The sequence below is a fragment of the Bordetella genomosp. 8 genome (assembly GCF_002119685.1).
Classification (GTDB): Bacteria; Pseudomonadota; Gammaproteobacteria; order Burkholderiales; family Burkholderiaceae_B; genus Bordetella_C.
Map to the genome: position 1 here is coordinate 4,851,089 of NZ_CP021108.1, position 23,719 is coordinate 4,874,807.

The following is a 23,719-nucleotide window of genomic DNA, read 5'->3' on the forward strand; positions in this document are numbered from 1 at the left end:
CACCTCTGTTGATGGATCGACGGTGATGGGACCTTCGCCCTCGTTCACAGCGACCAGTACAGGAGATCGGGCTGGAGCTTGCTGCTGTCCAGCACCGACTTCAGGTCGCACACCATGCCGCCGCGCTTGACAAGCTGCGGCAGGTCGTCCCAGATGGACTCCATGGTCTGCTGGTGCGGGACCGCGAGGATCAACACGTCCATGTCGTTCAGATGGCGCCGCTCCGTAAGCTTGATGCCGTACTCGTGCTCCATCTGGGCAGCATCGGCCATGGGATCGCAGGCCAGGGGCGTAATGCCGTATTCGCCCAGCGCGTTGTACAACTCGACCACCTTGGAGTTGCGGATGTCGGGCACGTTTTCCTTGAAGGTCATGCCCATGATGCCCACCCGCGTCGAGCCGTTCAGGCGGCCGTTGCGCGCCAGCACCTGGACCACGCGCGACGCGACGTGATTGGCCATGCCGTCGTTGATGCGGCGGCCCGACAGGATGACTTCGGGGTGATAGCCCAACTCCTGCGCCTTCGACGTCAGGTAGTACGGATCGACGCCTATGCAGTGGCCGCCCACCAGTCCCGGCGTGAAGCGCAGGAAATTCCATTTGGTTCCCGCCGCCGCCAGCACTTCGGACGTCCGGATGCCCACCAGGTCGCAGATCTTCGACATCTCGTTCATCAGGGCGATGTTGATGTCGCGCTGGGTGTTCTCCAGTACCTTGGCAGCCTCCGCCACCTTGATCGACGAGGCGCGGTGCACGCCGGCCTCGATGATCTTCTCGTAGACCCCGGCAACGGTCTCCAGCGTGTCGGCGTCCTGCCCGGACACGATCTTGACGATTTTTTCCAGCGGATGCTCGCGGTCGCCGGGATTGATCCGCTCCGGGCTATAGCCCAGCTTGAAGTCGATGCCGCAGCGCAGGCCCGAGGCCTTTTCCAGCTCCGGACCGCAGATTTCCTCGGTCGCGCCGGGGTGGACGGTGGATTCGAAGACGACGATGCACCCCGGACGCAACACGGGGCCTATGGACTGGCAGGCGCGCACCAGCAAGGAAAAATCGGGATTGCACTTCTCGTCGACGGGCGTCGGGACGGCGACCACGAAGAAGTCGCATCCCTGCAAATCGGTGACGTCATCCGTAAACCGGAGCGTGGAATCAAGCAGAACATGGCGTTCGATTTCGCCAGTCCAGTCATCGGCCTCTTTCAGGCGCGCGATCCGGCGCTTGTCCACATCGAAACCGATGACATCAAAACGCCGGGCGAAGGCGACGGCAACCGGCAGGCCTACATACCCCAGGCCGCACACTGCGATTCTCTTTACCACGTGAACCTCACTATTTCATTCGTGTCGTGGACACAGGATCTCCACCGTGGGAGACACACGAGCAGATACGTCAGAAACTTTTTGTTTGATTTAGCCGGCCCTGGACAACGCCGCCCCGATTTAGGGGAACGACATCGAAGGAAATTTTTCGACCTTCAAATGGCCAGCCGCCGAAATGTAGACGCAAGGTTCAGCAATCTTTCTTTCTAAAAATTTTGATTGCTGTGGAAATGAATCAGACCCGGGCCTAAAGGGGCCCGGATGGGCCCAAATGAATTACATCCATTACAGGAGGCGCAACAAAAACAGGTAGTTCTTATATTTCTAAAAGTTTTTATTAGTGCCAAACAATCCCTATTAACAGATTCGTAACGTATTCCCGGGGCGGTCTGCATGCTTGCTGCTCGCGCCCCCCCCCGCGAGAAAAAGAGCCCCAGAGCCCTCAGGCCATAGGAGCTTGTTCCAATGAAATTCACGTTGGCCATATTGGCCGAATACAGACAGAGGGATCGGGTCTTTGGAAGGGCCCGAAACGTGTGGTCTCGTTCCCTATGCGCGTGCCTTGAGGTATTCGCGCAGTTTGGGATCAACGGCGTAGACATAGCATCCCTTCATGCCGCGCGTCATGAGGGTGCGATACGTATTCTTTATGATCCTGTCGGCAAGCAGTGCAGCTTCGGCCGGCCTCTCCTTTGACATTTTCACGAACCCTTTCATGGTCTTGTCGTGCTTGTCCCGGGCCTTGGGTACCGAAGTCAACGCAACGCCATCACTGCCCATCACGAGGTCGGGCCCGATGATTACCCCCACGTAGTCAACCTCCAGCCCCTGACAGGTGTGAATACACCCTACCTGCTGAACCGAGTTAGGAGCGACGATCCACAAGCTTCCGTCCTGGTCCAGATTCCATTGACGCTCATAATCGCCTATGACCACATCATTGACACGCGGGTGCTTCTTGCTGTTCCAAGGCCAGCAGTAGCCTGCGACCACGCGCGCACGGTTATTCCCGTTTTTGGCCTCAATCGCAGCATGCAGCGTCGCTGGATCGTCGAACACCTGAAAGTCGAAAGGGATGCCGTCGAGGGTCTGGTGGGCAGTCGAGCGAATCTGCAGCACATCGTCCACCCAAGCGAGGTAGCCGTCAGAGCCAGCGCAGCGAAATTGCGAAGTCAGCGAATATTCTTCGACCTGGGCACCACGCGTTTGTGCAAACTCGCGGATAACGGCTTTGGAACCCACATCCTTGAACGTCACGCGCTGGTCTTCGTCGATGAAAAAAATGCTGCACTTGGCCGCGTCGATGAGTTCTTTTACCTGATGGACGCCGAGGTTTCCGTAGAAACCGCTCTTCTCTGTGAGTCGGTGCGCCTCATCCACCACCAGTACATCGAAGGCGTCCGGGTCCGCTTCGGTGAAGGAACCTGATCCACCAAACAGATTTACGAGATGCGCGTTCTCACGGGTCTGGATAAGCCTGTCGCTGTAGACCGCCCGAGGCGCCGCATTTTTCGAGACGTACTTGACGGTCAAACCCTCTCGCAGCGCAGCGAGCAGGTTGACCGCGACGATCGACTTTCCCGTGCCGGGCCCGCCTTCAACGATGACGACGCGAGGCTTGCCCGAAGCGTTCGCCTGTCGGCACGCCGCCTTCGCCGCCTCGAACACTTCTTTTTGATCGTCGATCAGCGCGAACTCATTGTTGCCCTTCAGGAGCTTGTCCACCACATCGGCAAGGGCCTTCGAAGGACGAAGCCGTCCGTTCTCAAGGTCGAAAAGCACCTGGCGCCCGCGGCCATGCCTGATGTGCTGTTTGATAAATTCGCGAAGCCGCTTGCGATCTTCATCGCCCTTGAGGAACAGAGGAGCGCGCTCTATGTAGGGCTGGTAGTGCACGGCGTCGATAACGCCATCGGCGGCATAATTGTGCAGATAAGCGCACGGGCGCAACTGAAGGCCGCCGTCGTAGACCGCCTCGTTGAAGCCCTCCAGGAACGCTGTGTACGACCATGCCTGATAGCTGGGATGGACGCGCACCTGATCGGGGTGACCGTTTCCGCGCAGCAGCACCATCGCGTCCCGATCCGTGGCATCGACCGATGACCACTGTTTAAGTTCGACCACGACCAAACGGCGGGAACCGTCGTCAGCATGCCCCGCGAGGATCACATCGATACGCTTGGCCGTCTGGGGAAGGATGAATTCGACAGCCACGCCCACATCGTCGGCAATAGCCGAATCACGCAGTACGCGGGCAATGTAGCCCAGCGACTCGCGCCACGATCGAATCTCGGCCTTGGCGACTTTGCGACTCGTCGCCGCCTGGTACTTTGCATGGATAAGATCTTCAATATCGCGGTCGTCGTAGTCGAGTAGGAACCCTTTCTTATCGGCCTGATAGACGATCATGACTTTTTCAGCTGGTCGTACTTGGTGCTGACTCCCCGCGATGCCTCGACGGGATATTTGGCGGCGTTCGAAGCAAGCTTGCTGGCGATGGCCGCATTGAGATCCACCCCGAGAACGTCGGCGAGCCGAATGAGATACAGGGCGACATCGGCGATTTCGTCGCGCACCGCATTGGCGGTTTTGGGAGCTGTAGCGGCGGCATACGAGTCGGCTTCACTCGTCCACTGGAAGATTTCCGTCAGCTCACCGACTTCACCCGCCAGCGCCATCACTAGGTTCTTGGGCGAATGGAACTGTTCCCAGTCCCGCTCTTCGGCGAATTGCCTTAACGCCTGTGTTGCGCCGTTGACGTCGACCAAACTCTTTGCCATATCCGGCCCCTTTTTGACCGCTGATTTTAACCACCCGCGAAGCGCATCTGATACACCGCCGCGCCCGGGCTTTTCGGCAATTGCCGGCCGCGTCGAAAAGCGGCAAGCCCCCCTGACACCGCAGCGGAAGCGCCGTAGACCTGGAGGGCCCCGGCGCCGCCAGCCAGTGAGCGACGGCCGCAGGCTGGAAGATGGCCGCATGCATAGGGTGGGCCGGCTGCCCCGAGGCGGGCAGGGGTTTTATAGGCTTTTATAGTGAATTATGGTGGATGGAGTCGGACTGACACGTCGGCCTGTCTGCTGAGGCCGCCAACCGTGTGAGCGCAACACTTCGAGGCAGCCACCAAGGTGCGGCACGCAGCCAATTTGATCGAGCGAAGAAATCTGTGTATACTCTTCCCTCTTCACTGGTGACGCGTCGCCAGTATAGGGAAACCCGATCCGGGAATACCCAAGCGGGCTGTTAGCTCAGTTGGTAGAGCAGCGGACTCTTAATCCGTAGGTCGAGTGTTCGAGCCACTCACAGCCCACCAGAATTCTTTCGCAGTACCCGCACTTAGCCCACCGATCGCGGTGGGCTTTTTGCATTCCGGGGCTTGCAGGCTTGACGCGCATGGCCCTAGCCCTCGCCCCCAATCCCCGGCACCCCGCGCCGGATATTGCGCGAATACTCCGCCGGATCCCACGTCGCCCGCGCCCGGTCGGTGTAGCGGCCAGCGGCGCGATAGGCCTGGACGCTGTCCGCCCCCGACAACGCACCGATCCGATACAGGTATTCCGGCAGATACCCCGACAGCAGCAACCGGTAGTCCAAGGGCAGCCCGGACACGATCCTGTCGGCAAGGCGGTACGCGATCGTGATGCAGTTGGCCGACAGCGTGTTGTAGAAGCGCGGATGCTCCCGCAGGCGCGTGGCCGTGTCCACGTATGACAGCAGCAGCTTGCGCGGCGCGCCGGCCGGCATGTGGACCCGGTAGAGGTAGCCGTCTTCGCCGCGCACGTTGGTACGCACCCGCAGGCTGTCTTCCTCGGTCGAGGCCAGCACCGAAAGTTCGTACTGGCGGAAGAGCCCGCCGATCTCGGAAAACGTATCGCCGCGCTTGCGGCGGATTTCCACCGAAAACACCAGGTACTGGCCGTCCGTGAAGCCGAACGAGACCAGCGCATGCGCGATCGCGGGCCGGCCCCAATAGGAGAGCGCCAAGTCCACCGACGCCAGTTTCGTCAAGTCGTAGCGGCGGGTTTCCCAGCGCGCGTCGAAATCGGTCGCGCTGCGCCAGTCGAAGTTGCGCACATTGTGCAAGGTCAGGATATCGCCATCGACCGAGCCGTGGGTGATGCAGGCCACCTCTGGCATCCAGTCGCGCGCGTTGGACGGCCGCAAACCCAGGAACCACCAGGCCAGCAGTCCGGCCAGCATGGCGCCGAACAGCGCCGCGCCCCACGGGCGCCCGTTCGCCAGCCCCGCCAGCGCGGCGACCATCATTCCCAGCCACGCCAGTGGCGGCAGCAGGCGCAGGCGCCCGGCCAGGGGCGACTGGAACCACAGCGCCAGCGCGCCCCATACGCCGCCGGCCACCATCGCGGCCGCGGCCAGGGCCGTCATGACTGGGTCTGGGTGTGGGTCTGGGCGTTGCGGGCGACCGCCTCGCGATCCTGGCGACGCCAGGCGGCGCGCAGTGCCGCCATCTGGCGCAGCGCCGCCTGCGACACCTTCCACCAACCGAACGGCCGCGGATCGGCCAACATGCTGAGCGCGCGCGCGTAGTCCAGCGTCAGGCCGGGCGTCCACGCCATGGTCAAGGCGCGCTTGCGTATCTGCGCCGCCACCCACAGCTCCGGCGTCAGCAGCAGGCGCCACAGCACGCCCCAGCCCGCCTCCGGACCATGCAGGCGGCCGACCACGCCGTCCAGCGCCGCTTCCAACGCGGCCGACACCGAACTGGAGCAGTTGCGGTGCGTCAGGTTATAGATCTCGACGTTGCGGTAGTCATCCCAGAACGCCCGCAGCTTCGCCGCATCGTAGTTGCGGATGCGCACCTGCGCGGTCGACGGACACCAGGCCTTGGACTCGGTGGCGTAGTCGGGCTGGTAGATGCCCGGCACGTCGTTGTCCGCGGTGGCGCGCAGCAGCGCGCCGAACTGCTCGGGCGAGTGGTCGATTTCCTCCGCCGGGTACAGGCTGATGTATATGCCCTCGGGCGACTCCAGCGCGGCATGGCCGGTGGAGACCACGCCATTGACACCCACCGCCGCGATATAGCGGTTGACCACCGGATAATGGCGCGTCTCGGTCTTGGCCGAGCCCGACGGCGTCCACACGTGCACGGTCAAGGCGCGCTCGCTGGGCAGCGGCGGGCCGTCGAACACTTTCCGCGACGGGCCGTCGACGCGCGTAGGCATGAAGGACGGATCGGGATTGCTGGCCAGCGCCGGATTGGCGTCCAGGTTGCGCACGCGGCGCGCGAGCCACAGCAGCTTCAGGCCCGATATCGCCAGGAACAGGCCGACGCAGTACGGCACCGTGCCGGCGTAGTGGGTGGGATAAGGCTGGAAAAAGAAGATTGCCAGCAGCACCTCGGCCACCCCGGACGCGAACACCACCCGCCAACGCGGATAGCGCACGACGTGGGCGGCGATGCACTGGATCAGGCCATCTACCAGGAACAGCAGGCCGAACATCATCGACAGCACGAAGTTGCCGTGGTGCTGGCCCGCCAGCACCAGCGTGCCGGCCATCAGCACGAAAACGCCCTTGGTATAGCGCAGCACCCGCTGGCCGCCGACACCCGACTTGGCGATGGAAAGCGTCGCGATGCCTTCGATCACCAGCAGCGCGGCGAAGAAATCCAGGGGAAAGTAGAGTACCCCGTCGAGCGCGTCGATGAAGATCACCGCGCCTGCCACCAGCATCAGCAAGCCGCAAATGGCCAGCGCGCGGGCGCGCCTGTGCAGATAGTCGATACCAAGCAGCAGCAGGACCAGGTGGCTCATGGGGCAGGGATCTCCATGCGAGGGCGTAGTGCCGCGGAACGACAAGTATCGCATTTGGACGGGATCACGAGCCCAACCCGGCGCCGGTTCGGGAATGCCTGGCGGGCATCGCGTTGCCGGGGACACGGCGATGGACTGCCCCCTTGTCGCGGCAAGGCGACACTATCGCCTGCTGATCAGCACGGTTACATCTCGCCCCCGTGCCAGCATCCGCCTTTGGACTAGACCCGGCGTATGATCCTCCGATTCCATGCTTGAGTAGCCCCGCGGGTCGCCCGTACGTCCAATGTTCAGAATCGACCTGCGCCGTCTCATCCTTTGGCTGTGCCTGTGTTCGGTGCTGCTGGCGCTCGGCAACAGCTTTTACGCCAGCTATCGCGTCCAGCGCGAAATCCTGCTCACGAACACGCTGGAGGGCAACCACGCCTACGCCGCCAAGCTGGCCAACACCACCGACAACTTCATCAAGACCGTCGGCCAGGAGCTCGCCTACAGCGCCGGCATGCTGGCCGAGATGGAGACCGGCCCCGACCGCGCCACCGCGGAGACCCGGCGGCTCATGCGGCAAAACGACCATTTCAATTCGGTACTCGTCGTCGACGCCGCAGGCCTGATCCTGACGGTGGACCCACCGGTGTCCGCGCTGATCGGCGCCCGCCTCGACAGCGAGCCCGTACAGCGTGCCCTGCGTTCCCGCCAGCCGCAGGTCAGCGAACCCTATCTCGGCGTGACGGGACGCTGGGTCATCCTGATTTCCCAACCCATATTCGATCGCGGCGGCCGCTATCTGGGGTTCATCGCCGGCACCTTGTACCTGCACGAAGAAAACGCGCTGCACTTCCTGCTGGGCGAACACTATTACCGCGATGGATCCTTTCTGTTCGTGGTCGATCGTACCGGCAAGCTGATCTATCACCCGGAGAAGGGGCGCATCGGCGAATCGGTCGCCAAGAATCCGGCGGTGGCGGACATCATGCGCGGCAACTCTGGCGAGCGCCGCCTGATCAATACCAAGGGCATCGACATGCTGGCCGGCTATGCGGTGGTTCCGTCCACCGGCTGGGGCCTGATCGCCCAACGGCCCGTCGAAGGCACGCTGCAGCGCCTGGACGACCTGCTGTGGATGACCATCCGCAACTCCCTGCCGCTGATGCTGATCCTGCTGCTCGGCATCGGCTGGCTATCCAAGCTGATCGCCCAGCCCCTGTGGCAACTTGCCCGTGCCGCCAAGCAAATGGACGAACTGGACGCGTCCGACCGCATACGCGGCGTCAAGTCCTGGTACTTCGAATCCGCGCAGTTGAAACGCGCCTTGCTGACGGGGCTGGGCAGCATCAATCACAAGATCCGCAGCCTGCGCCGCGAATCCACCACGGATGCGCTGACCGCCCTGCTGAACCGCCGCGGCCTGATGCGGGCGCTCGATGAATTCGCGGCCACCGGCCTGCCCTTCGCCGTGGCGGTCATCGACATCGATAACTTCAAGGCAATCAACGACAGCCATGGGCATGACATGGGTGACGACGTCATCCGCATGTTGGCGTCGCTGATGCGCCATGGCTCGCGCAGCAACGACGTGCTGGGCCGCGCCGGCGGCGAAGAGTTCACCATGCTGCTGCCCGCCACCTCGCTGGACGACGCCGTGCGCGCCGCCGAACGCTTGCGCGCCTCCATGGAGAACACGGTCAATCCGACGGGCGGCAAGGTGACCATCTCCATCGGCGTATCGCGCTATCCCGACCACGGCAAAGATGTTTACGCCGTGCTGAAGGAAGCTGACAAAGCGCTCTACCAAGCCAAGAACCATGGCCGCAACCTGACCTGCGTGGCCGCCCCGACCGAACCGGAAGGCTTTCGCTTCGCGGCGCGCCAGGCGGCCTGACGACACGCCTGGGCGGGACTATCGACCCTGCCGGGCTTTCGCGGCCGGCTTCGGCGGCGGCGCCTTGGGCGGCTGCTGCATCTGGTGCAACAAGGTCGAACACTGGTTCTCGGCGCTCGAATTGCTCGGCACGATCAGGGCCAGCAGGCCCGCCGCCGGTGTCAGCACCGCGCCCAGGGCCACCATGCCGGCGCCCCGTGCCAGCAATGGCGCGACCTTTACGCCGGCCTTGGGATTCTTCAGCGTGCCATCCACATACAGCGGCGAACGCAGGGAGATGATGCGCAGGCCCTTGCTATGCGGCGTGATATCCAGATCGATCGCTTCGGTCTTGAAGTTCACCGACCCGTCGATATTGATCACTGCGTTCTCGGTGTCGAACACGAACAGGTCCGGGGTCGCCAGGCCATCCTTCACCTTGACGTCCGCCGCCGCGCAGTTGATAGGCACCTCCTGGTCGCCGAACAGCCTGGCGACGATATAGTTGCCCACGTTCAGCCCCGCCAGTTCCATCAGGCTGGCGCTGATCACGCCGTCATTGACCAGGAGCTTGGTCTCTCCGTTGGCGGTGGCGAGCAACGCCGCCACCGAATTGCCGGTGCCGCTCAAGGCGACATCGCCATTCAACTCGCCCAGGCTGCGTTTCATGCTTTCCACCTTGGGAAACAACTTGGGCAGTTGCAGGCGCCGCGCGGAAATCTTCGCGCGACCGGGCATCGGCTTCTTCGAACCGTCCAGGTGGATATCGGCATCCAGCGTGCCGCCCGCCAGGCCGAAACGCAGGGGCGTCAGCGCCAGCGCGCCGTTCTGCATGACCGCGCGCACCTGCAGGTCGGTGACGGGCAGGTCGGCGGTCTGGACAATTCTCTTGGCCATCAGGCTGACGTCGGCGTCCATGGCGTTCCAGCGGTCGGTGCGGAATTCCTGGACCGGCAAGGCCTTGTCGGCCGGCTGGTCAGAAGGCGTCTTGCCGCTATCGGTGGCCTGGCCCGACGCACGCTCGGCCTTCGCCACCTTCGCGCTGTCCGAGTTCGCCTTGCCGCCGCTGCCCTTGCCGGTATCGGCGCCCACCAGCGGCCCCAGGTCGGCGAAGCGCAGCAGGTTGGAGGTGAACTGCCCTTGCAGCCGTGGCCGCGGCTTGCTGTCGGTGAACGTCAGGTCGCCATGGATATCGCTGTCGCCGACCTTGCCGTTGAAGCCGCGGTATTCATAGACCGCGCCCTGGGGTTCGTTCAGGCGCCCCACCAGACGGCCGTCGGTGCTGTAGGGCGGCGTGTCCGGCAAGGCCACGCCGATCAGGGGATACAAGTCCGCCATGCTGGCGCCAGACAGGGTCAGGCGCAGGTCCAGCGCGCCCAGATGGGTGGGATTGGTCAAGGTGCCGACGGCGGACGCCTTGGTGTGACCCAACGCCGCCTTGACCTCCAGCGGGAAGGGCTTGTCGCTGTCCTGCAGCGCCAGCACGCCCCCCACCTTGCCTTGCGCATCGACGGGCAGGCCTTTGTACTTGCCCTTGGCCTGCCAGCCAAAGACGTAGGCATCGTTCGCACTTGGCTGCCCCGACTGGTCCGCTGTGTTCGACTGTCCGGATTGCCCAGCCTGCCCGCCCTGCGCGGCCTGGCCCTTGCCATCGGCTTGCGCCGGCTGCGCGTCGGATTTGCCAGCAGCCCGTTTCTGTCCGCTCAGGTCGCCGGCGATCTGGGCCCCCGCCAGATTGGCAATGGAGATGGGCTTGCCCAGCGGATCCACCACGACCTGCACATCCGCCTGGCGGGTGGCGTCCAGGTACGCCACCGTCCCCTTGTCGAAGGCGATCTCGCGCACGTCCAGCGTCCAGGCCGATGGTTGCTTGTCGGCATCCTTGTCCTGATCCTGCTGCGGTTGGAACTCCCAATTCGCGCGTCCGTCGGCTAAACGCTCCAGATTCACCGCCGGTTCGCCAAGCTGGATATGACGCAAGGCCACCCGATGCGTCAGCAAGGGCAACAGCCCCACCTGGAATTGCAGTTGTTTCAGCGTGGCGAACTTGGGCGCCTTGCCCCAGTCCGTATTCGCGACCGAGATGTCGCCGGCGGTCAGTTGTGCCCAGGGTATCCAGGCCCGCCAGCCATGCTCGTCTTCCGGCCGCCGCCATTCCAGCCGCAGATCGCCGTTGATGGCCACCTGCCGGCCCAGCGCGGCCGTCGCCTTCTCCTCGACAAAAGGTTTGAAGCGGTTTGCGTCCAGCGTCGCCAGGAACACGACCACGGCCGCCAGGATTAAAATTAACGCGGCTGCAATACCGGCAAGGATTTTGTTTCTACGCGCCATTCTTGTCGCCTTCTTCGATGACAGTCGTGGGACATGCCCGTCCTTGGCGGGCGCGGCGCATATTCCGTGCCGGGCCGCATCGGCCGGCCCGCCACGGCGCGGCGCCCCGATACGCATTAACATTGCGCCCCGGGGTTCGCCCCGGTCAAACCGGCCGCCTTCCCAGGAGGCCGACCCCGTCAGACCATACGGCAGCGCGGCTCGCGCGCGCATGCCAGGAGAGCCCATGCGGCAACTGTGTTTCGTTTTTATCGTCGCGGCGCTGATCATGCTGACCGTCAGCCGGTTGGCGCTGGCGGCCTGGCAGCGTGAGCGGGTGCGCAATGCCGGCGGCCTCTGGCCCATCGTGCTGGGGGGCTGGCGCATCGACGCACACCAGGTCTCCGTGCTGGCGATCGCGCCTGCCGTCTTCGCGCCCTGGCTGGGTCATTTCCCGACGGCGGCGGCCATCACATCGGTCTGGTTCCAGGCGGCATGGCTGCTGCTGGTATTCATGGAGGTCGCCACGCCGCCCTTCATACTCGAATACGACGCCCGCCCCAACCGCCTGTTCATCGAATACCTGAAGCACCCGCGCGAGGTCTCCGGCATGTTGTGGCGCGGCTTCAAGGGCCCGCTGGTGGGCGGGCTGGTGGTGGTTGCGCTGGCCGCGTGGGCCGGTCACGCCATGTTCGGTTCGCCGCGCCCCGACGCCGCCCTGGCCTGGTGGCAGATGCCGCTGTACAGCCTGGCCGCCCTGGCCATCGGCATCCTGGCGATACGGGGCACGCTGCAACATCGCCCCATCAATCCATCCACGGTGGCCTACTGCGGCGACGGCATGCTGAACATGCTGCCGCTGAACTCTCTCTATAGTGTGCTGTACGCCGTCTACAGCATGAAGAACGAAAAATCGGCGTCCGCCGTCTACGGCGACATGCCGGACGAAGAAATGCACGCGCAGGTGCTGCAGGCCGCCGGCCTCCCTCAGCCGCCGGCGGACCCGGCCTATCCCAGCATGCACCTGCAAACGCCCGGGCAACGCCGGGCGCGCCCCCTGAACCTGGTCATCATCCTGGAAGAAAGCCTGGGCGCCCAATATGTGGCCAACCTGGGCGGGCAGGCGCTGACGCCATGCCTGGATGCGCTGGCACGCGATGGCTGGAATTTCACGCGGGCCTATGCCACCGGCACGCGCTCGGTACGCGGCCTGGAGGCGGTCGTCACCGGCTTCATGCCGACGCCGGCGCAGGCCGTGGTCAAGCTGCCCGATGCGCAACGCGGTTTCTTCACGCTGGCGGATCTGCTGGGCCGGCAGGGCTACCATTCGCGCTTCATCTACGGCGGCGAGGCGCACTTCGACAACATGAAGGGCTTCTTCCTGGGCAACGGTTTCAACCAGATCGTCGACCGCGGCGAATTCGTGGATCCGCAGTTCGTCGGCACCTGGGGCGCCTCGGACGAAGACATGTTCAACCAGTTGCACCGGCTGTTGAGCAGCGACGGCGACCAGCCCACGTTCACGCTGGCCTTCACGGTGTCCAACCATACGCCCTGGGAATATCCCACCGGCCGCATCCAGCCGGACGGCAATCCCGCCACCGTGGAAAATACCGTCCGCTACGCCGACTGGGCCTTGGGGCGCTTCTTCGAGCAGGCCAGGAATTCGGCGTATTGGGAGAACACGGTTTTCCTGATCGCCGCCGACCACGATTCGCGCGTGTCGGGCGCCAGCCTGGTGCCGGTACGGCACTTCCATATTCCGGCACTCATCCTGGGCGCGGATGTGGCGGCACGCCGCGACGACCGCATCGTCAGCCAGGTCGACCTGGCGCCTACGCTGTTGTCGCTCATGGGCGTCGAAAGCCGCCATCCCATGCTGGGCCGCGACCTGACGCGCGCCCTCCAGGACGGCGACCCGGGCCGCGCCATCATGCAGTACGGCGACAACTACGGGTACCTGAAGGGCGATCGCCTGCTGGTCCTTGGCCCGCAGAAGGCACCGGTGCAGTACCGCTATGGGCAGCCCGAAACGTACGAAGCCGCGCCTGTCGATCCCGGCCTCGCGCGCGAAGCCCTGGCCCACGCCTTGTGGCCCAGCTGGGCGTATCGCGAAGGCCGTTACGCCTTGCCCGCCCTGCACGGCTCCGCCAGCCGGACAGCCCCATCGCTGCGCAGCGGCCTTGAAAGAGCCTGAATGGGCACCGCAAAATAGTACGAATCCAGGAGGCGTCTGAGCCGCAACGGATAAATTAGAAACAAATAGAAACTTCAACGGCTATCTGTATCATTATCCTGCTGTTCGGGCTGTTGCCTTTGTTAAACGTGTCACACTACCGGACAAAACAGAACGCTCGCGTGCCAGGAGAAAACCCCAGAATGACCGACAAAACCCTCCAGATCCTGATCGTGGACGATAACGAGATGGCCTCGGAACTGCTGTCGGAATTCGTCGAACTGCTGGGCCATGGCGCACAGACCACGGCCACGGCCGGCGAGGCCATTACCGCTTGCGCGGCGCGCCGCCCCGACGTCGTCATCACTGACATCGTGCTCCCCGACCTGGATGGCTACGAGCTGGCCGCCCGCCTGCGCGCCACCTACGGCAAAGCGCTCCGCATTCTTGCACTGAGCGGACTACCGCGGAACAACGATCGGGTGGAGGCGGTCAATTTCGACGCCTGGCTGGAAAAACCGCTGGATCTTTCCGTGCTGGAACGCTTGCTGGGTACTCCTGGGGAAACGACGACATAATGCGGTCCGGCAATCAAGACCTTCATCTGGTGGAAGGCATCCAGTTCAGGATCCTGGCGCACGTATTTCCGGTACTCCGCCACGATGCGCTGAAACCGCTGTCCAACGCCAAGCTCACGATCGTGCTGCTGGAAAAAGCCATTTCCAAGGGTACGATCGCGGAAACCGACCCGCCGCCGTTCGTCGGCGACCTGGACAACATGCTGGACGACAGCGTGGCGGCGATTCGCCTGTTGAACAACTGGTTCCAGGACGACAGCCCCGCCATGGACGTCCATGGCATCCTGCAGGAATGCCGGCGCCTGGCGTTTTCGCAACTGCTGCTGTCGGGCAAGAAGGTCCAGATCGACGACTTCCCCCACGCGACGCCGGTCGCCCATCGCCCCAGCCGCTACGTGCTGATGGCGTGGATGATCCTGGCGATCTACGGACTGCCGGAGCGCGGCGTCCTGCATATCAAGCAGGAAGGACCGCATGGACTGTCGGCCCGATCCCTGCCGGCGCCGCCGGATGCCACCACCCGTACCTTGCAGCCGGAAAGCGCCCCGCCCATCTCGCTGGAAGACGCGAAAAAAATAGCCTCGTTCTACGGATGGGAGCTGGTCAAGCAGGACGGCGGCTGGCTGCTGAACCTGCCGGTGGCAGATAACGCCTGAGGTGTCCGGCATGAACGCCTGGCCCAACATCAACTCGGATCACGGGGCGCCGCTCATTCCCTTGAGCGTGCTGGGTCTGCGTGAAGGCGAGGACCTGCCCGGCGTGCAGGAGCTCTGTCGGCTCACCGGCTTTTTTTTTGGCGTCTCGATGTTTGCGGTAACCTGGCTGCGCGACGCCAGCCCGGTCAGCCTGTGGTCCAGCGGCGCCTGCCAGCGCACCGCCGAGCTGCTCGCCCGGTGGAGCTACCCCGTACTGAGCTCGCCCGGCATCGTCACGGCGACGGCGGCCTCGCTGGCCGCGCATGACCCCGTCTGCGGGGGCGCCGCCACGGGCCCCATCCCGGCCGTGCAGTTTTTCGCCGCGGCGCCCCTGACGCTGGCCGATGGCACGCGCGTCGGCGCGCTGTGCATCGCCGACACCGATCACCGGACATTTTCCGAAGACGACGCACAACGCCTGCGTGACTTCGCCGCCATGGCAAGCGAAGCCTTGCGTGGGCGCAAGGCCCTGGCCGATACCAGGCGGCGCGAACAGCTGCTGGCCCGCGCCTTCCGCCTGGCCAAGGTGGGCGGCTGGGAATACAACGTGATCACCGGCCAGTTGACGCTGAGCGAACAGGCGCTGGAGATCTACGGCATGGATCCCACCATCCAGCCCACGCTGGACACCATGATGCGCCGCTTCTATCCCGGCGATGCGCTGATCGACACGCGCGACGACTTCGCCCGGTTGCTGCGCGACGGCCAAGGCTACGATTCGCGGCGGCGCATACGGCGGCTGGACGGTTCCTCGCGCTGGATCCACGTACTGGCGGAGCCGGAAACACAGGAAGGCCAGGTCGTCCACGTCCACGGACTGGTCGAGGACATCACCGACGAGGTCGAATCCCAGCAGCGTTTCCACGAGCTGGCCTACACCGACAAGCTGACCGGCCTGCCGAACCGCGGCGCCTTCCTGCTGGAACTCGGCAGGCACTTTTCGCGGCTCGAGCCGATCGTCCTGATCGCCATCGATATCGACGGATTCAAGGACATCAACGACACGATCGGCCACCATGCGGGCGATCAGTTGCTGATCGAAGTCGGCAAGCGCATCGCCGCGTATTTTCCGGTCGGCACCTTTGCCGCGCGGGTCGGCAGCAATGAATTCACCGTCATCGCGCCGCCCAACGGCACGATCGAGCAGGCGATCGAGCAGATGAACCAGTTGCGCCTGCAGCTCAAGCAACCCATCTACTACAGCGAGCAGACGCTGTCCGCTTCGGTCAGCATAGGTCTGTGCGAAGCGCCCGCGCAAGCCGGGGACGCCGACCAGCTCGTGCGCAATACGGATATCGCGCTCTATCAGGCGAAGAAGGCCGGCGGCGACCGTACGGTGGCGTTCGAACCCGAAATGCGCGACCGCCTGGAAGAGCGCGTCCAGTTGCTGCGCGACGTACGGCGCGGGATCGAACGCAAGGAGTTCATCCTTTACTACCAGCCCATCTACGACATGCGCACGCACACGCTGTCGGGGTTCGAAGCGCTGATGCGCTGGTCGCTGCCGGAGAAAGGCATCCTGGGTCCGGCATACTTCAACGCCGCCTTCGACGACCAGACGCTGGCGCCCCTGTTGGGCGACGAAGCCCTGCGCAATGCCTGCGAGCAGATGCGGCGCTGGACGAGCAAGGGTTTCGACTTCAAGCGCGTGTCGGTCAACGTCGCCGCCGCGCAGTTCTATCGTTCCGATCTGTCCAGCCATATCCTGGCCATGCTCGCGCAATATGGCTTGCGCCCCGACCAGTTGACGCTGGAGATCACCGAAAGCGTCTACCTGGGGCAAGGTGCCGACGCGGTGGAGGACGCCTTGCGCACCCTGCATCAGGCGGGGGTGGGCATCGCCCTGGACGACTTCGGGACGGGCTATGCATCCCTGACGCAATTGCAGCGCTTCCCGGTGGACTCCCTGAAAATCGACAAGTCCTTCGTGCAGAACCCGGGCGCCAGCTCGATAGTCGAAGCCATCATCGCCCTGGGCGCCAGCCTGAACATACAGATCGTCGCCGAAGGCGTGGAAACCGAGGCGCACCAGGACGCCCTGCTGAAGCGCGGCTGCCAGTTCGGCCAGGGCTACTACCTGGGCAAGCCCATGCCGGCCGAGTTCTATGCCTGATGTGCCTCGTGTTGCCAGGCCACAGGGTGCGAGGCCTGGCTGCGCGGCGCATTGTGCATAGCCACGCTGCGCGACGCGTCGGCGCTCTCCTGTAAACGCATCGCGGTGGCCTGCAGCTGGAAGACGCTGACCAGTTGCGACAAGGTCGAGGCCTGCTCCTGCAAGGCCGCGGCAGCCGAACTGCCCTGCTCCACCAACTGCGCATTCTGCTGAGTGACCGTGTCCATCTGCATGATGGTCCGGTTCACCTGCTCGATACCCTGCGCCTGCTCCACGCTCGCGCCGGTTATCTCGCCGACCAGCGAAGTCACGTGCTGCACGCTGGTCACCACTTCTTCCATCGTGACACCCGCCTGCGTGGCCAACTCGCTGCCGCTGCGCACCTTCTGCGCCGAATCGTCGATCAAGGCCTTGATCTCCTTGGCCGCCGCGGCGCTGCGCTGCGCCAGCGCGCGCACTTCCGACGCGACGACGGCGAAGCCGCGTCCCTGCTCGCCGGCCCGCGCCGCTTCCACGGCGGCATTCAAGGCCAGGATATTGGTCTGGAACGCGATGCTGTCGATGATGCCGGTGATATCGACGATCTTGCGGGCCGACTCGGAAATCGACGCCATCGTGTCGATCACCTGCCCCACGACCGCGCCGCCACGCGTCGCGATTTCCGATGCGGACATCGCCAGCGTGTTGGCTTCGCGCGCATGGTCGGAATTCTGCGACACGGTGGCCGTCAACTGCTCGATCGACGATACCGTACTTTCCAGCGAGGCCGACTGCTGCGCCGTGCGCGACGACAGATCCTGGCTGCCCGCGGCAATCTGCGCCGCCGCGGCGGCCACGGTATCGGTGCCCGCGCGTACCTGCCCGACGATGCCGGACAAGTTGTCGCGCATGCTCTTGACCGCGAACAGCAGGCTCGTCCTGTCGTTGTCCTTGACGCGCACCTGCACGCTCAGATCGCCCTGCGCGATACGGTTGGCGATTTCAGTGGCGTCGCGAGGCTCCCCGCCTAACTGGCGCAGCAGGCCGCGCACGAACCAGGCCGCCACGCACACGCCCAGGACCACCGCGAACAGCGACAGCGCAGCCATTTCCAGTTCGAAGTGGCCAGAAACTTCCTGCGCATGCATGGCGATGGTCCGATTCAGCTTCTCCTCCAGGTCGATCATCCGGTTGATGTCGGCCAGCCAGGTCACCAGGGCCGGCGCCGCCTGCGACAGCAGCAGATCGGTGGCTTCCTGGATCTTGCCCGACTGCTTCAAGGCAATGACGCGCTGGATCAGCGGCATGGTGCGCGTTTCGGATTCCTTGATCTTGGCCAGCGCCGACTTTTCCTCGGGCAGCACCACTTCCCGTGCGAACAACTGATCCAGGGGCCGCGCGGATTCCGCGTAGTCGCGCGCCAGCGCCTCGATGTGCTGCACCGCCTTGGCGACCTCGGCGGGCGAATTCTGCAGCACGACGTCGCGCAAGGCGATGGAACGGTCATGCACGCTGCCGCGGAAATTGATGGCATAGCGCTGCTTTACGCTGTTGATGCCATTGATCATGTTCAGGCTGCTGTCCACGGACCGCATGCGGACCATGCTCAGAACCGCCAAGGCCACCAGCAAGGCCAGCACCACTCCGAAGCCCAGCGCCAGCCGGCTTCCCACGCTTTGATCCCTCAACCGCATTTACACCACCCGTAGAAGCAAATTCCCTAACCATGTACGCGGGCGAGCCAGCGGTCCGGGCGCCCTGGGCACCGGACAGCCATCCAGCTTCGCAATATTTCGAAGGAAATTTTATCTTTTTTACAGGAAAGTGCGACTACAGCACCGCGCTCGGTTCCGCGGCCGCGGCGTGCACGCCGGCCAGGTAGCGGGCCTCCAGCGCCATCCGGCGCCGCATCACCGCGTCTTCGACCCCCCGCCTGGCCTGCTCCACACTGGAACATACGCCCGTCTCGTAAGCCGTCTGCCACCAGTAGCCGATGTCACGCATGTCCTCGAACCAGTCTATGCGCCCATGCGTCCTGCCCGCGACGTCGATGTAGTTCCAAGAGAAGATCTGCGACACCCAATACATCGTCTTCATACCCATGTCCCGGCTCCTCGCTTGAGGGCGCTCGCAAGGGTGGACGACGGGTCTGGCGGAGGGAGGACGCCAGCGTTCCGCGATGTCACGCGCCTGCGAGGCCGGAGGGCATTCTAGGAACCGGCGCGGGCTTCGGGTACGCGAAAAATCTGAGCCGCGGGACATGACGCTCGTGGAACCAGACTCGGAAATTTCCCACAATCAGATCAGCGATGCGAGTCGAGACGCCGTGTCTTCGGACAAGTGCCAGGACATATTCCCACGGCGCTTTCAGCACGTGGATACACGCAATTTCCGACCGCTCATGGAACGATTCCGACGCCGTTGAACAGACCTGAATTTCTGCTTGCACGGTTCGGTCGAGGCCTGGGGGTATTGCGCCATACTGGCCCGCCCCGTGACCTTTTGGCTATTCCATGCGATATCTCCACGACAATCACCATGGCATCCAGGCGGCACCGCCCATCGCTTACAACGCGACCGCCAATGTGACCAGCGCCAGCATCGCCATCGCAACGTCGCACAGTGCCTACGAAGCCGTCTTCCGGGAACTCGTGCAGAACCACGCCACCCGCCTGCACCGCTTCATCATCAAGCACATCGGCAATTGCCCCGACGCGGAAGACCTCACCCAGCAAGCCTTCCTGGAAGCCGCCAAGTCGTACCACAGCTTCCGCGGCGAATCGCAGCTTTCCACCTGGCTCTACGGCATCGCCTTGAACCTGGTGCGCAACTACCTGTCGCGCGCGCCCGAATGCCGCTACTTCTTCGTCGGCGAAGACGCGCTCAGCGACCACGCGTCCCAGGACCTGACCCCGGACGACGCCGCCGAGCAGAACCAGACCCTGCGCCTGCTGGAAGAATCCATCGCGGAACTCCCGGAAAACATGCGCAGCATCCTGTTGATGATGGGCCTGAACGATTTGACCTACGAAGAAGCGGCCGCACGGCTGACGGTACCCGTCGGCACCATACGCAGCCGTTTGTCGCGCGCCCGCGCCGCGCTGCGTTCCAAGCTGGAAACCAAGGGCGTCCGCCTGGACGCCTGATGGCGGAGGATCATTCCGCGGATCATTCCGCGGATCATTCGTCCGGTCATTTCACGGCCGGGACCTTCAACACCTGCGTGGGCCCCGGCTGCGACAACTGCAAGGTCCTGTCCATGCCGTCGGCATACACCGTCGATCGCGATCCCCCCTCCCAGGACCAGTTGACGGCCTCGCCCCACTTGCGCAACGATGCCGGAATCAAGGGCGTCCCGTTCACTTCCACCACCCGCGGCCGGATCACGAATATCCGTTCCCATCGCTTGCTGCTCTTCTTCTTGTGCGAGAAAAAGGCGCCCAGGCCCGGGATGTCTCCCAGCAAGGGAATCTTGCTGATTTCATCGCCGTCCTCGCTGATGTTGTACCCGCCGATCAGCAAGGCCTCGCCGTCCGCGACGACGGCCAGCGTGCTGACGCTGGTCTTGGACGTGACGGGCAATTGGTCGACCTCGGCATCCTGGGTGATCTTTCCGTCCTCGATGTCCACCGTCAACTCGACCTGGCGCGCGCCGTTCGCATCGATATAGCGCGGCGTCACACGCAATGATGTGCCGACCGTCACCGCCCGCGCGTCCACGTAGCGGTCGGTGGCCAGCCGGATGTAGAACGTTTTCGAGTGATCGATCAGTGCCCCCATGTTGTCGGAGGTCAATATGGACGGCTTGGACAGGATCTGCGCGTCGTTGTTGTGCTGCAGCGCGTTAAGCCGCGCCAACAGGGAATCCGCCACGCTCAGCCCTATCGTGCCGGGCGGCATGATGCCGCGGTCCAGCCCCCTGCCATCAGGGTTGTTCGCCCTTGGACCGCTGTAGCCCATGCCAAACTCCGCCTTGCCGGCCTTGGCGCCCCATCTGACGCCGAGCTCCTTGGTCGCGTCGGCCGATATGTCGACGATCATGACCTCGATTTCGATCAAGGTCGTAGGCACGTCCAGCTGGGCGATCAGCGAACGATACACGCCCATGCGCTCGGGAATATCCTGCACGATGACGGCGTTCAGGCGCGCGTCGGCCTGTATGGTGGCTTGGCGGGCTCGCCGCCCGGCATCGAACGAGCCAGCGCGCGACGGCTGCGCCGGCTTGCCGATGCCCGACAACGGAGACGTCCCTGCCGCGCCAGGTTCGCGCAAGGCGTAGGGATCGCGCAGCGGCGTCGCCATCGCGGACAACACCGAATTGCCGGCGCCGGGACCACTGCCCGCGATCAGCTCGCGCAGCAGGGTCGCCAGGCCCGGGGTCGTGATCGACTGGTCCCGGTAGCGCACGACGCGATCATTGACGGACGCATACTTCAGGCGAAACACGGCGACTTCCTGCCTGCCCGCCGTGGGCGGCAGCGCGTTGATGGTCCGCTCGATCAAGGCGACGTAGGCGGGCGGTCCCGATACCAGCGCAAGTCCCTGGTCGGGCAGCTCGCCCCAGCCGAAGCGGTCGTCGATCACGCCCAGCCTGTCCAGCGCATCGCGCAGACCGGCGATGGCGCCGTTGCCGACGCTGATCGTCTTGGTCACCATCGCGCTCGCCGGACTGACGAACAGGGTACCGGCGTACACGAACCAGTTGAAACCGTAGACCCCCGCCATCTTGTCCATGAACTCCGTCGGACTCGCCGCCGTGAACTTGCCGTTGACCAGGCCCGCCACGCCCGGCGCCAACTGCAGCGCCAGGCTGAAGCCGCTGGAGAACCGCCGCAGGACGTTTTCAAGCGATTCATCGGTCGCAAAATAGGTATAGGGGGCCGCCGGCCAGGAAGGCGCGGCCTCCGCGTTCGCCACCAACACCACCGTCGCGACAGTCAGGCACAGGCTGGGTAGCACCTTCCGACCACGGGAACACCATCGCTGAAACATCATTGTCCAACTCATCGATAATCATGGATACGCGTCTCTACGGGGATCCCGGCGGGCTGTCTCCATCCTCCATCGCCAGATCGCGCACGGCACGTAATACGTGGGCGACCGGAACGACGAGCTCGCTCGGGATGTATTCGTTCTCGCGGGCATCGGCCAGCAGCGCGCGCGCCAGCGGCACATCCCGCATGACCGGCACGCCGATACGGCGCGCCATGTCGATCATCTGCAGCGCCACACCGTCCAGGCCTTTGGCCATCACGATCGGCAAGGGCGTCTGGTCCGGCACATAGCGCAGCGCCACTGCGATATGGGTGGGGTTCACCACCAGTGCGGCGGCCTTGCGCACGGCCTCCACGACACTGCCATTGCTCATTTCCTGATGCAGGCGCTTGCGCTGCTGCTTGACCTCGGGCTGCCCCTCCATATCCTTCTGCTCGCGCTTCACTTCTTCCTTGGTCATCATCAGGCGCTTGTTGCGCTGCCTGCGTTGCCAAGCCATATCCAGCCCGGCGATCACCAGACAGAACACCGCCGTGTAAAGCAACAGCATGCGGAACAGGCTGCCATTCACCGCCAGCACGCCTTCCAGCCCTCCCGATCCGGCATGGACCAGCGGCGCCAAGCCGGCACGCAGCAATAGCCACGTCAGCAGGCAAAAGCAGACAATCTTGACCGTCGACTTGATCGTTTCGACCAGGTTCTTCACGGAGAAGATATTCTTGGCGTTGGACACCACGTTCAGCTTCACGCCCGACGGCTTGGCCTTTTCCGCGGCGAATATCACGCCGATCTGCGCGAATTCCACGAACAATCCGAAGCCGAGCACGATCGCCACGACAGGCCAGAGCAGGTCCACGCCTTCGCGCAGCGCGATCGTCGCCGCCACCTTGAGCGCCTCGCGGAACTCCAGGTCGCCCAGTCCGGCCGGCACGCCCAGCAGCCGCAGCATGCCGGCCAGAATGGCGTGACCGCTGAAGACCAGGTACGCCAGCAATGCCAGGGTCAGCATGGTCTGGCTGAAGTCCCGGCTGTACGGCACATCCCCCTTCTTGCGAGCGTCCTGGAGCTTTTTCGGTGTCGGCTTTTCTGTCTTTTCGCCGCTCACGGAGCCCGCCAGATGTGTGTCAGCAAGGGCAGCAGTTCATCCGCGCGCCGGGCTTCCTTATCGATGTGGCCGAACAATATGCCGACATACAGCACGAGCACGAACAGTGCCAGCCCCGTCTTGATCGGCATGGCCAGGAAGAAAACCTGCAGCTGCGGCGTGAAGCGGCTGGCCAGGCCCAGCCCCATTTCCGCCAGCAGCATGATGATGACCACGGGCGCCGACAGCAGTACCACCAGATGCATCAGTCGATCCAACTGGGCCAGGAACAAAGGCATGGCATCTTGGCGGAAGGCGGGGTACCACTGCCAGGGATTCCAGAGCCGGAAGCTGTCATAAAGTATCGAAAGCACCAGTGAAATGCCGCCACCCACGAAAAAGAAAACCCCATAGGCCAGTTGCATCAGCACGGCGGTAGGCGTGGTTTCGCCGCCCACCGTGGGATTCAGCAAGGCCCCCATGCTGGCGCCACGCTGGTAGTCGATGACCGAACCCACCCCTTCGATGGCCCAGAAAGGGATGGCCAGGAAGAGCCCCAATACCAGACCGATAAAGGCTTCCTTGGCCACCAGCATCAGTACGGCGAACAGGCTGATCGGCGCAGCGGCGGCGGTACCGGGCAGCACGAGCGGAACCACCAACAACCCCAGGGCGATGGCCAGCGCGCCCCGCAAGCGCCCAGGCAGTATTTGCTTGCTGAAGACCGGCAGCATCATGCACAGAAGCAGGATCCTGGGCTGCGTCAGCACCATGGATAACAGCAGGTCATATACCGCGGCGTAGGTGGCGTAACCCTTCATCCGGTTCCCCT

Annotated in this window: 17 protein-coding genes and 1 tRNA gene; 7 read left to right on the top strand and 11 right to left on the bottom strand. The window is 63.9% G+C overall.

Annotated features, from left to right (window positions below; genetic code table 11):
• Positions 1–44: 44 nt before the first annotated feature.
• The 3 genes from CAL12_RS21960 to CAL12_RS21970 form a co-directional block, all read right to left on the bottom strand.
• Positions 45–1,304, bottom strand: a complete 1,260-nt coding sequence (locus tag CAL12_RS21960; RefSeq protein WP_086066557.1) for a nucleotide sugar dehydrogenase — start codon at positions 1,302–1,304, stop codon at positions 45–47.
• 567 nt (positions 1,305–1,871) lie between these two features.
• Positions 1,872–3,731 carry a DUF2075 domain-containing protein gene (locus tag CAL12_RS21965; RefSeq protein ID WP_086066558.1) on the bottom strand — a complete coding sequence of 620 codons (1,860 nt, stop codon included), beginning with the start codon at positions 3,729–3,731 and terminating at the stop codon, positions 1,872–1,874.
• A complete protein-coding gene (locus CAL12_RS21970; RefSeq protein WP_086066559.1) occupies positions 3,728–4,102 on the bottom strand; it encodes a nucleotide pyrophosphohydrolase in 375 nt (124 codons plus the stop codon). Before CAL12_RS21970 ends, CAL12_RS21965 begins: the two co-directional genes overlap by 4 nt.
• A 457-nt stretch (positions 4,103–4,559) precedes the next feature.
• On the opposite strand from CAL12_RS21970, the gene CAL12_RS21975 reads away from it, so the two are divergent.
• Positions 4,560–4,635: transfer RNA gene (locus tag CAL12_RS21975), tRNA-Lys, on the top strand.
• Positions 4,636–4,721: 86 nt separating this feature from the next.
• On the opposite strand, the gene CAL12_RS21980 is transcribed toward CAL12_RS21975, so the two are convergent.
• On the bottom strand, positions 4,722–5,708 hold the full coding sequence (locus tag CAL12_RS21980) for an Lnb N-terminal periplasmic domain-containing protein (RefSeq protein WP_086066560.1): 987 nt from the start codon (positions 5,706–5,708) through the stop codon (positions 4,722–4,724).
• Complete coding sequence (locus tag CAL12_RS21985; RefSeq protein ID WP_086066561.1) at positions 5,705–7,096, bottom strand: HdeD family acid-resistance protein; 1,392 nt, start codon at positions 7,094–7,096, stop codon at positions 5,705–5,707. Before CAL12_RS21985 ends, CAL12_RS21980 begins: the two co-directional genes overlap by 4 nt.
• Positions 7,097–7,382: 286 nt before the next feature.
• Between CAL12_RS21985 and CAL12_RS21990 the strand changes: the two genes are divergently transcribed.
• Positions 7,383–8,978, top strand: coding sequence for a sensor domain-containing diguanylate cyclase (locus CAL12_RS21990; protein ID WP_086066562.1), 1,596 nt, complete (start codon positions 7,383–7,385; stop codon positions 8,976–8,978).
• A gap of 18 nt (positions 8,979–8,996) precedes the next feature.
• Here CAL12_RS21990 and CAL12_RS21995 read toward each other — a convergent pair whose 3' ends face one another.
• Entirely contained in the window at positions 8,997–11,288 is a 2,292-nt protein-coding gene (locus CAL12_RS21995; protein ID WP_086066563.1) for an AsmA family protein, read from the bottom strand.
• 226 nt (positions 11,289–11,514) lie between these two features.
• On the opposite strand from CAL12_RS21995, the gene CAL12_RS22000 reads away from it, so the two are divergent.
• The 4 genes from CAL12_RS22000 (at position 11,515) to CAL12_RS22015 (ending at position 16,829) form a co-directional block, all read left to right on the top strand.
• A complete protein-coding gene (locus CAL12_RS22000; protein ID WP_086066564.1) occupies positions 11,515–13,464 on the top strand; it encodes an LTA synthase family protein in 1,950 nt (649 codons plus the stop codon).
• Positions 13,465–13,646: 182 nt separating this feature from the next.
• Positions 13,647–14,021 (top strand): response regulator, encoded by a 375-nt coding sequence (locus CAL12_RS22005; protein ID WP_086066565.1) that lies wholly within the window; start codon positions 13,647–13,649, stop codon positions 14,019–14,021.
• On the top strand, positions 14,021–14,677 hold the full coding sequence (locus CAL12_RS22010) for a hypothetical protein (RefSeq protein WP_086066566.1): 657 nt from the start codon (positions 14,021–14,023) through the stop codon (positions 14,675–14,677). The genes CAL12_RS22005 and CAL12_RS22010 overlap by 1 nt, the downstream gene beginning before the upstream one ends.
• A gap of 10 nt (positions 14,678–14,687) precedes the next feature.
• Positions 14,688–16,829, top strand: a complete 2,142-nt coding sequence (locus CAL12_RS22015) for a putative bifunctional diguanylate cyclase/phosphodiesterase (RefSeq protein ID WP_086066567.1) — start codon at positions 14,688–14,690, stop codon at positions 16,827–16,829.
• On the opposite strand, the gene CAL12_RS28645 is transcribed toward CAL12_RS22015, so the two are convergent.
• Together CAL12_RS28645 and CAL12_RS22025 are read right to left on the bottom strand one after the other, a co-directional pair.
• A complete protein-coding gene (locus tag CAL12_RS28645; RefSeq protein ID WP_269768408.1) occupies positions 16,820–18,481 on the bottom strand; it encodes a methyl-accepting chemotaxis protein in 1,662 nt (553 codons plus the stop codon). The two genes, CAL12_RS22015 and CAL12_RS28645, sit on opposite strands and share 10 nt — an antisense overlap.
• Positions 18,482–18,638: 157 nt before the next feature.
• Positions 18,639–18,911 carry a hypothetical protein gene (locus tag CAL12_RS22025; RefSeq protein ID WP_086066569.1) on the bottom strand — a complete coding sequence of 91 codons (273 nt, stop codon included), beginning with the start codon at positions 18,909–18,911 and terminating at the stop codon, positions 18,639–18,641.
• Positions 18,912–19,321: 410 nt separating this feature from the next.
• On the opposite strand from CAL12_RS22025, the gene CAL12_RS22030 reads away from it, so the two are divergent.
• Positions 19,322–19,954, top strand: coding sequence for an RNA polymerase sigma factor (locus CAL12_RS22030; protein ID WP_086066570.1), 633 nt, complete (start codon positions 19,322–19,324; stop codon positions 19,952–19,954).
• Positions 19,955–20,000: 46 nt separating this feature from the next.
• Here CAL12_RS22030 and sctC read toward each other — a convergent pair whose 3' ends face one another.
• The 3 genes from sctC to sctT all read right to left on the bottom strand — a co-directional run bounded on the left by sctC (position 20,001) and on the right by sctT (position 23,708).
• Positions 20,001–21,767, bottom strand: coding sequence for a type III secretion system outer membrane ring subunit SctC (gene sctC / locus CAL12_RS22035; protein ID WP_198298293.1), 1,767 nt, complete (start codon positions 21,765–21,767; stop codon positions 20,001–20,003).
• A 70-nt stretch (positions 21,768–21,837) separates the two neighbouring features.
• A complete protein-coding gene (sctU, locus tag CAL12_RS22040; protein WP_269768409.1) occupies positions 21,838–22,908 on the bottom strand; it encodes a type III secretion system export apparatus subunit SctU in 1,071 nt (356 codons plus the stop codon).
• On the bottom strand, positions 22,905–23,708 hold the full coding sequence (gene sctT, locus CAL12_RS22045) for a type III secretion system export apparatus subunit SctT (RefSeq protein ID WP_086066573.1): 804 nt from the start codon (positions 23,706–23,708) through the stop codon (positions 22,905–22,907). Before sctT ends, sctU begins: the two co-directional genes overlap by 4 nt.
• Positions 23,709–23,719: the final 11 nt, after the last annotated feature.

What these genes read in the sequence shown, in the direction of transcription:
- CAL12_RS21965 (WP_086066558.1), bottom strand. Translation starts at nt 3,731, where the DNA reads ATGATCGTCTATCAGGCCGATAAGAAAGGGTTCCTACTCGACTACGAC.
- CAL12_RS22005 (WP_086066565.1), top strand. Translation starts at nt 13,647, where the DNA reads ATGACCGACAAAACCCTCCAGATCCTGATCGTGGACGATAACGAGATG.
- CAL12_RS22000 (WP_086066564.1), top strand. Translation starts at nt 11,515, where the DNA reads ATGCGGCAACTGTGTTTCGTTTTTATCGTCGCGGCGCTGATCATGCTG.
- CAL12_RS21990 (WP_086066562.1), top strand. Translation starts at nt 7,383, where the DNA reads ATGTTCAGAATCGACCTGCGCCGTCTCATCCTTTGGCTGTGCCTGTGT.
- sctT (WP_086066573.1), bottom strand. Translation starts at nt 23,708, where the DNA reads ATGAAGGGTTACGCCACCTACGCCGCGGTATATGACCTGCTGTTATCC.
- CAL12_RS21970 (WP_086066559.1), bottom strand. Translation starts at nt 4,102, where the DNA reads ATGGCAAAGAGTTTGGTCGACGTCAACGGCGCAACACAGGCGTTAAGG.
- CAL12_RS21995 (WP_086066563.1), bottom strand. Translation starts at nt 11,288, where the DNA reads ATGGCGCGTAGAAACAAAATCCTTGCCGGTATTGCAGCCGCGTTAATT.
- CAL12_RS22015 (WP_086066567.1), top strand. Translation starts at nt 14,688, where the DNA reads ATGAACGCCTGGCCCAACATCAACTCGGATCACGGGGCGCCGCTCATT.
- CAL12_RS22010 (WP_086066566.1), top strand. Translation starts at nt 14,021, where the DNA reads ATGCGGTCCGGCAATCAAGACCTTCATCTGGTGGAAGGCATCCAGTTC.
- CAL12_RS22030 (WP_086066570.1), top strand. Translation starts at nt 19,322, where the DNA reads ATGCGATATCTCCACGACAATCACCATGGCATCCAGGCGGCACCGCCC.
- CAL12_RS21980 (WP_086066560.1), bottom strand. Translation starts at nt 5,708, where the DNA reads ATGACGGCCCTGGCCGCGGCCGCGATGGTGGCCGGCGGCGTATGGGGC.
- CAL12_RS21985 (WP_086066561.1), bottom strand. Translation starts at nt 7,096, where the DNA reads ATGAGCCACCTGGTCCTGCTGCTGCTTGGTATCGACTATCTGCACAGG.
- CAL12_RS22025 (WP_086066569.1), bottom strand. Translation starts at nt 18,911, where the DNA reads ATGGGTATGAAGACGATGTATTGGGTGTCGCAGATCTTCTCTTGGAAC.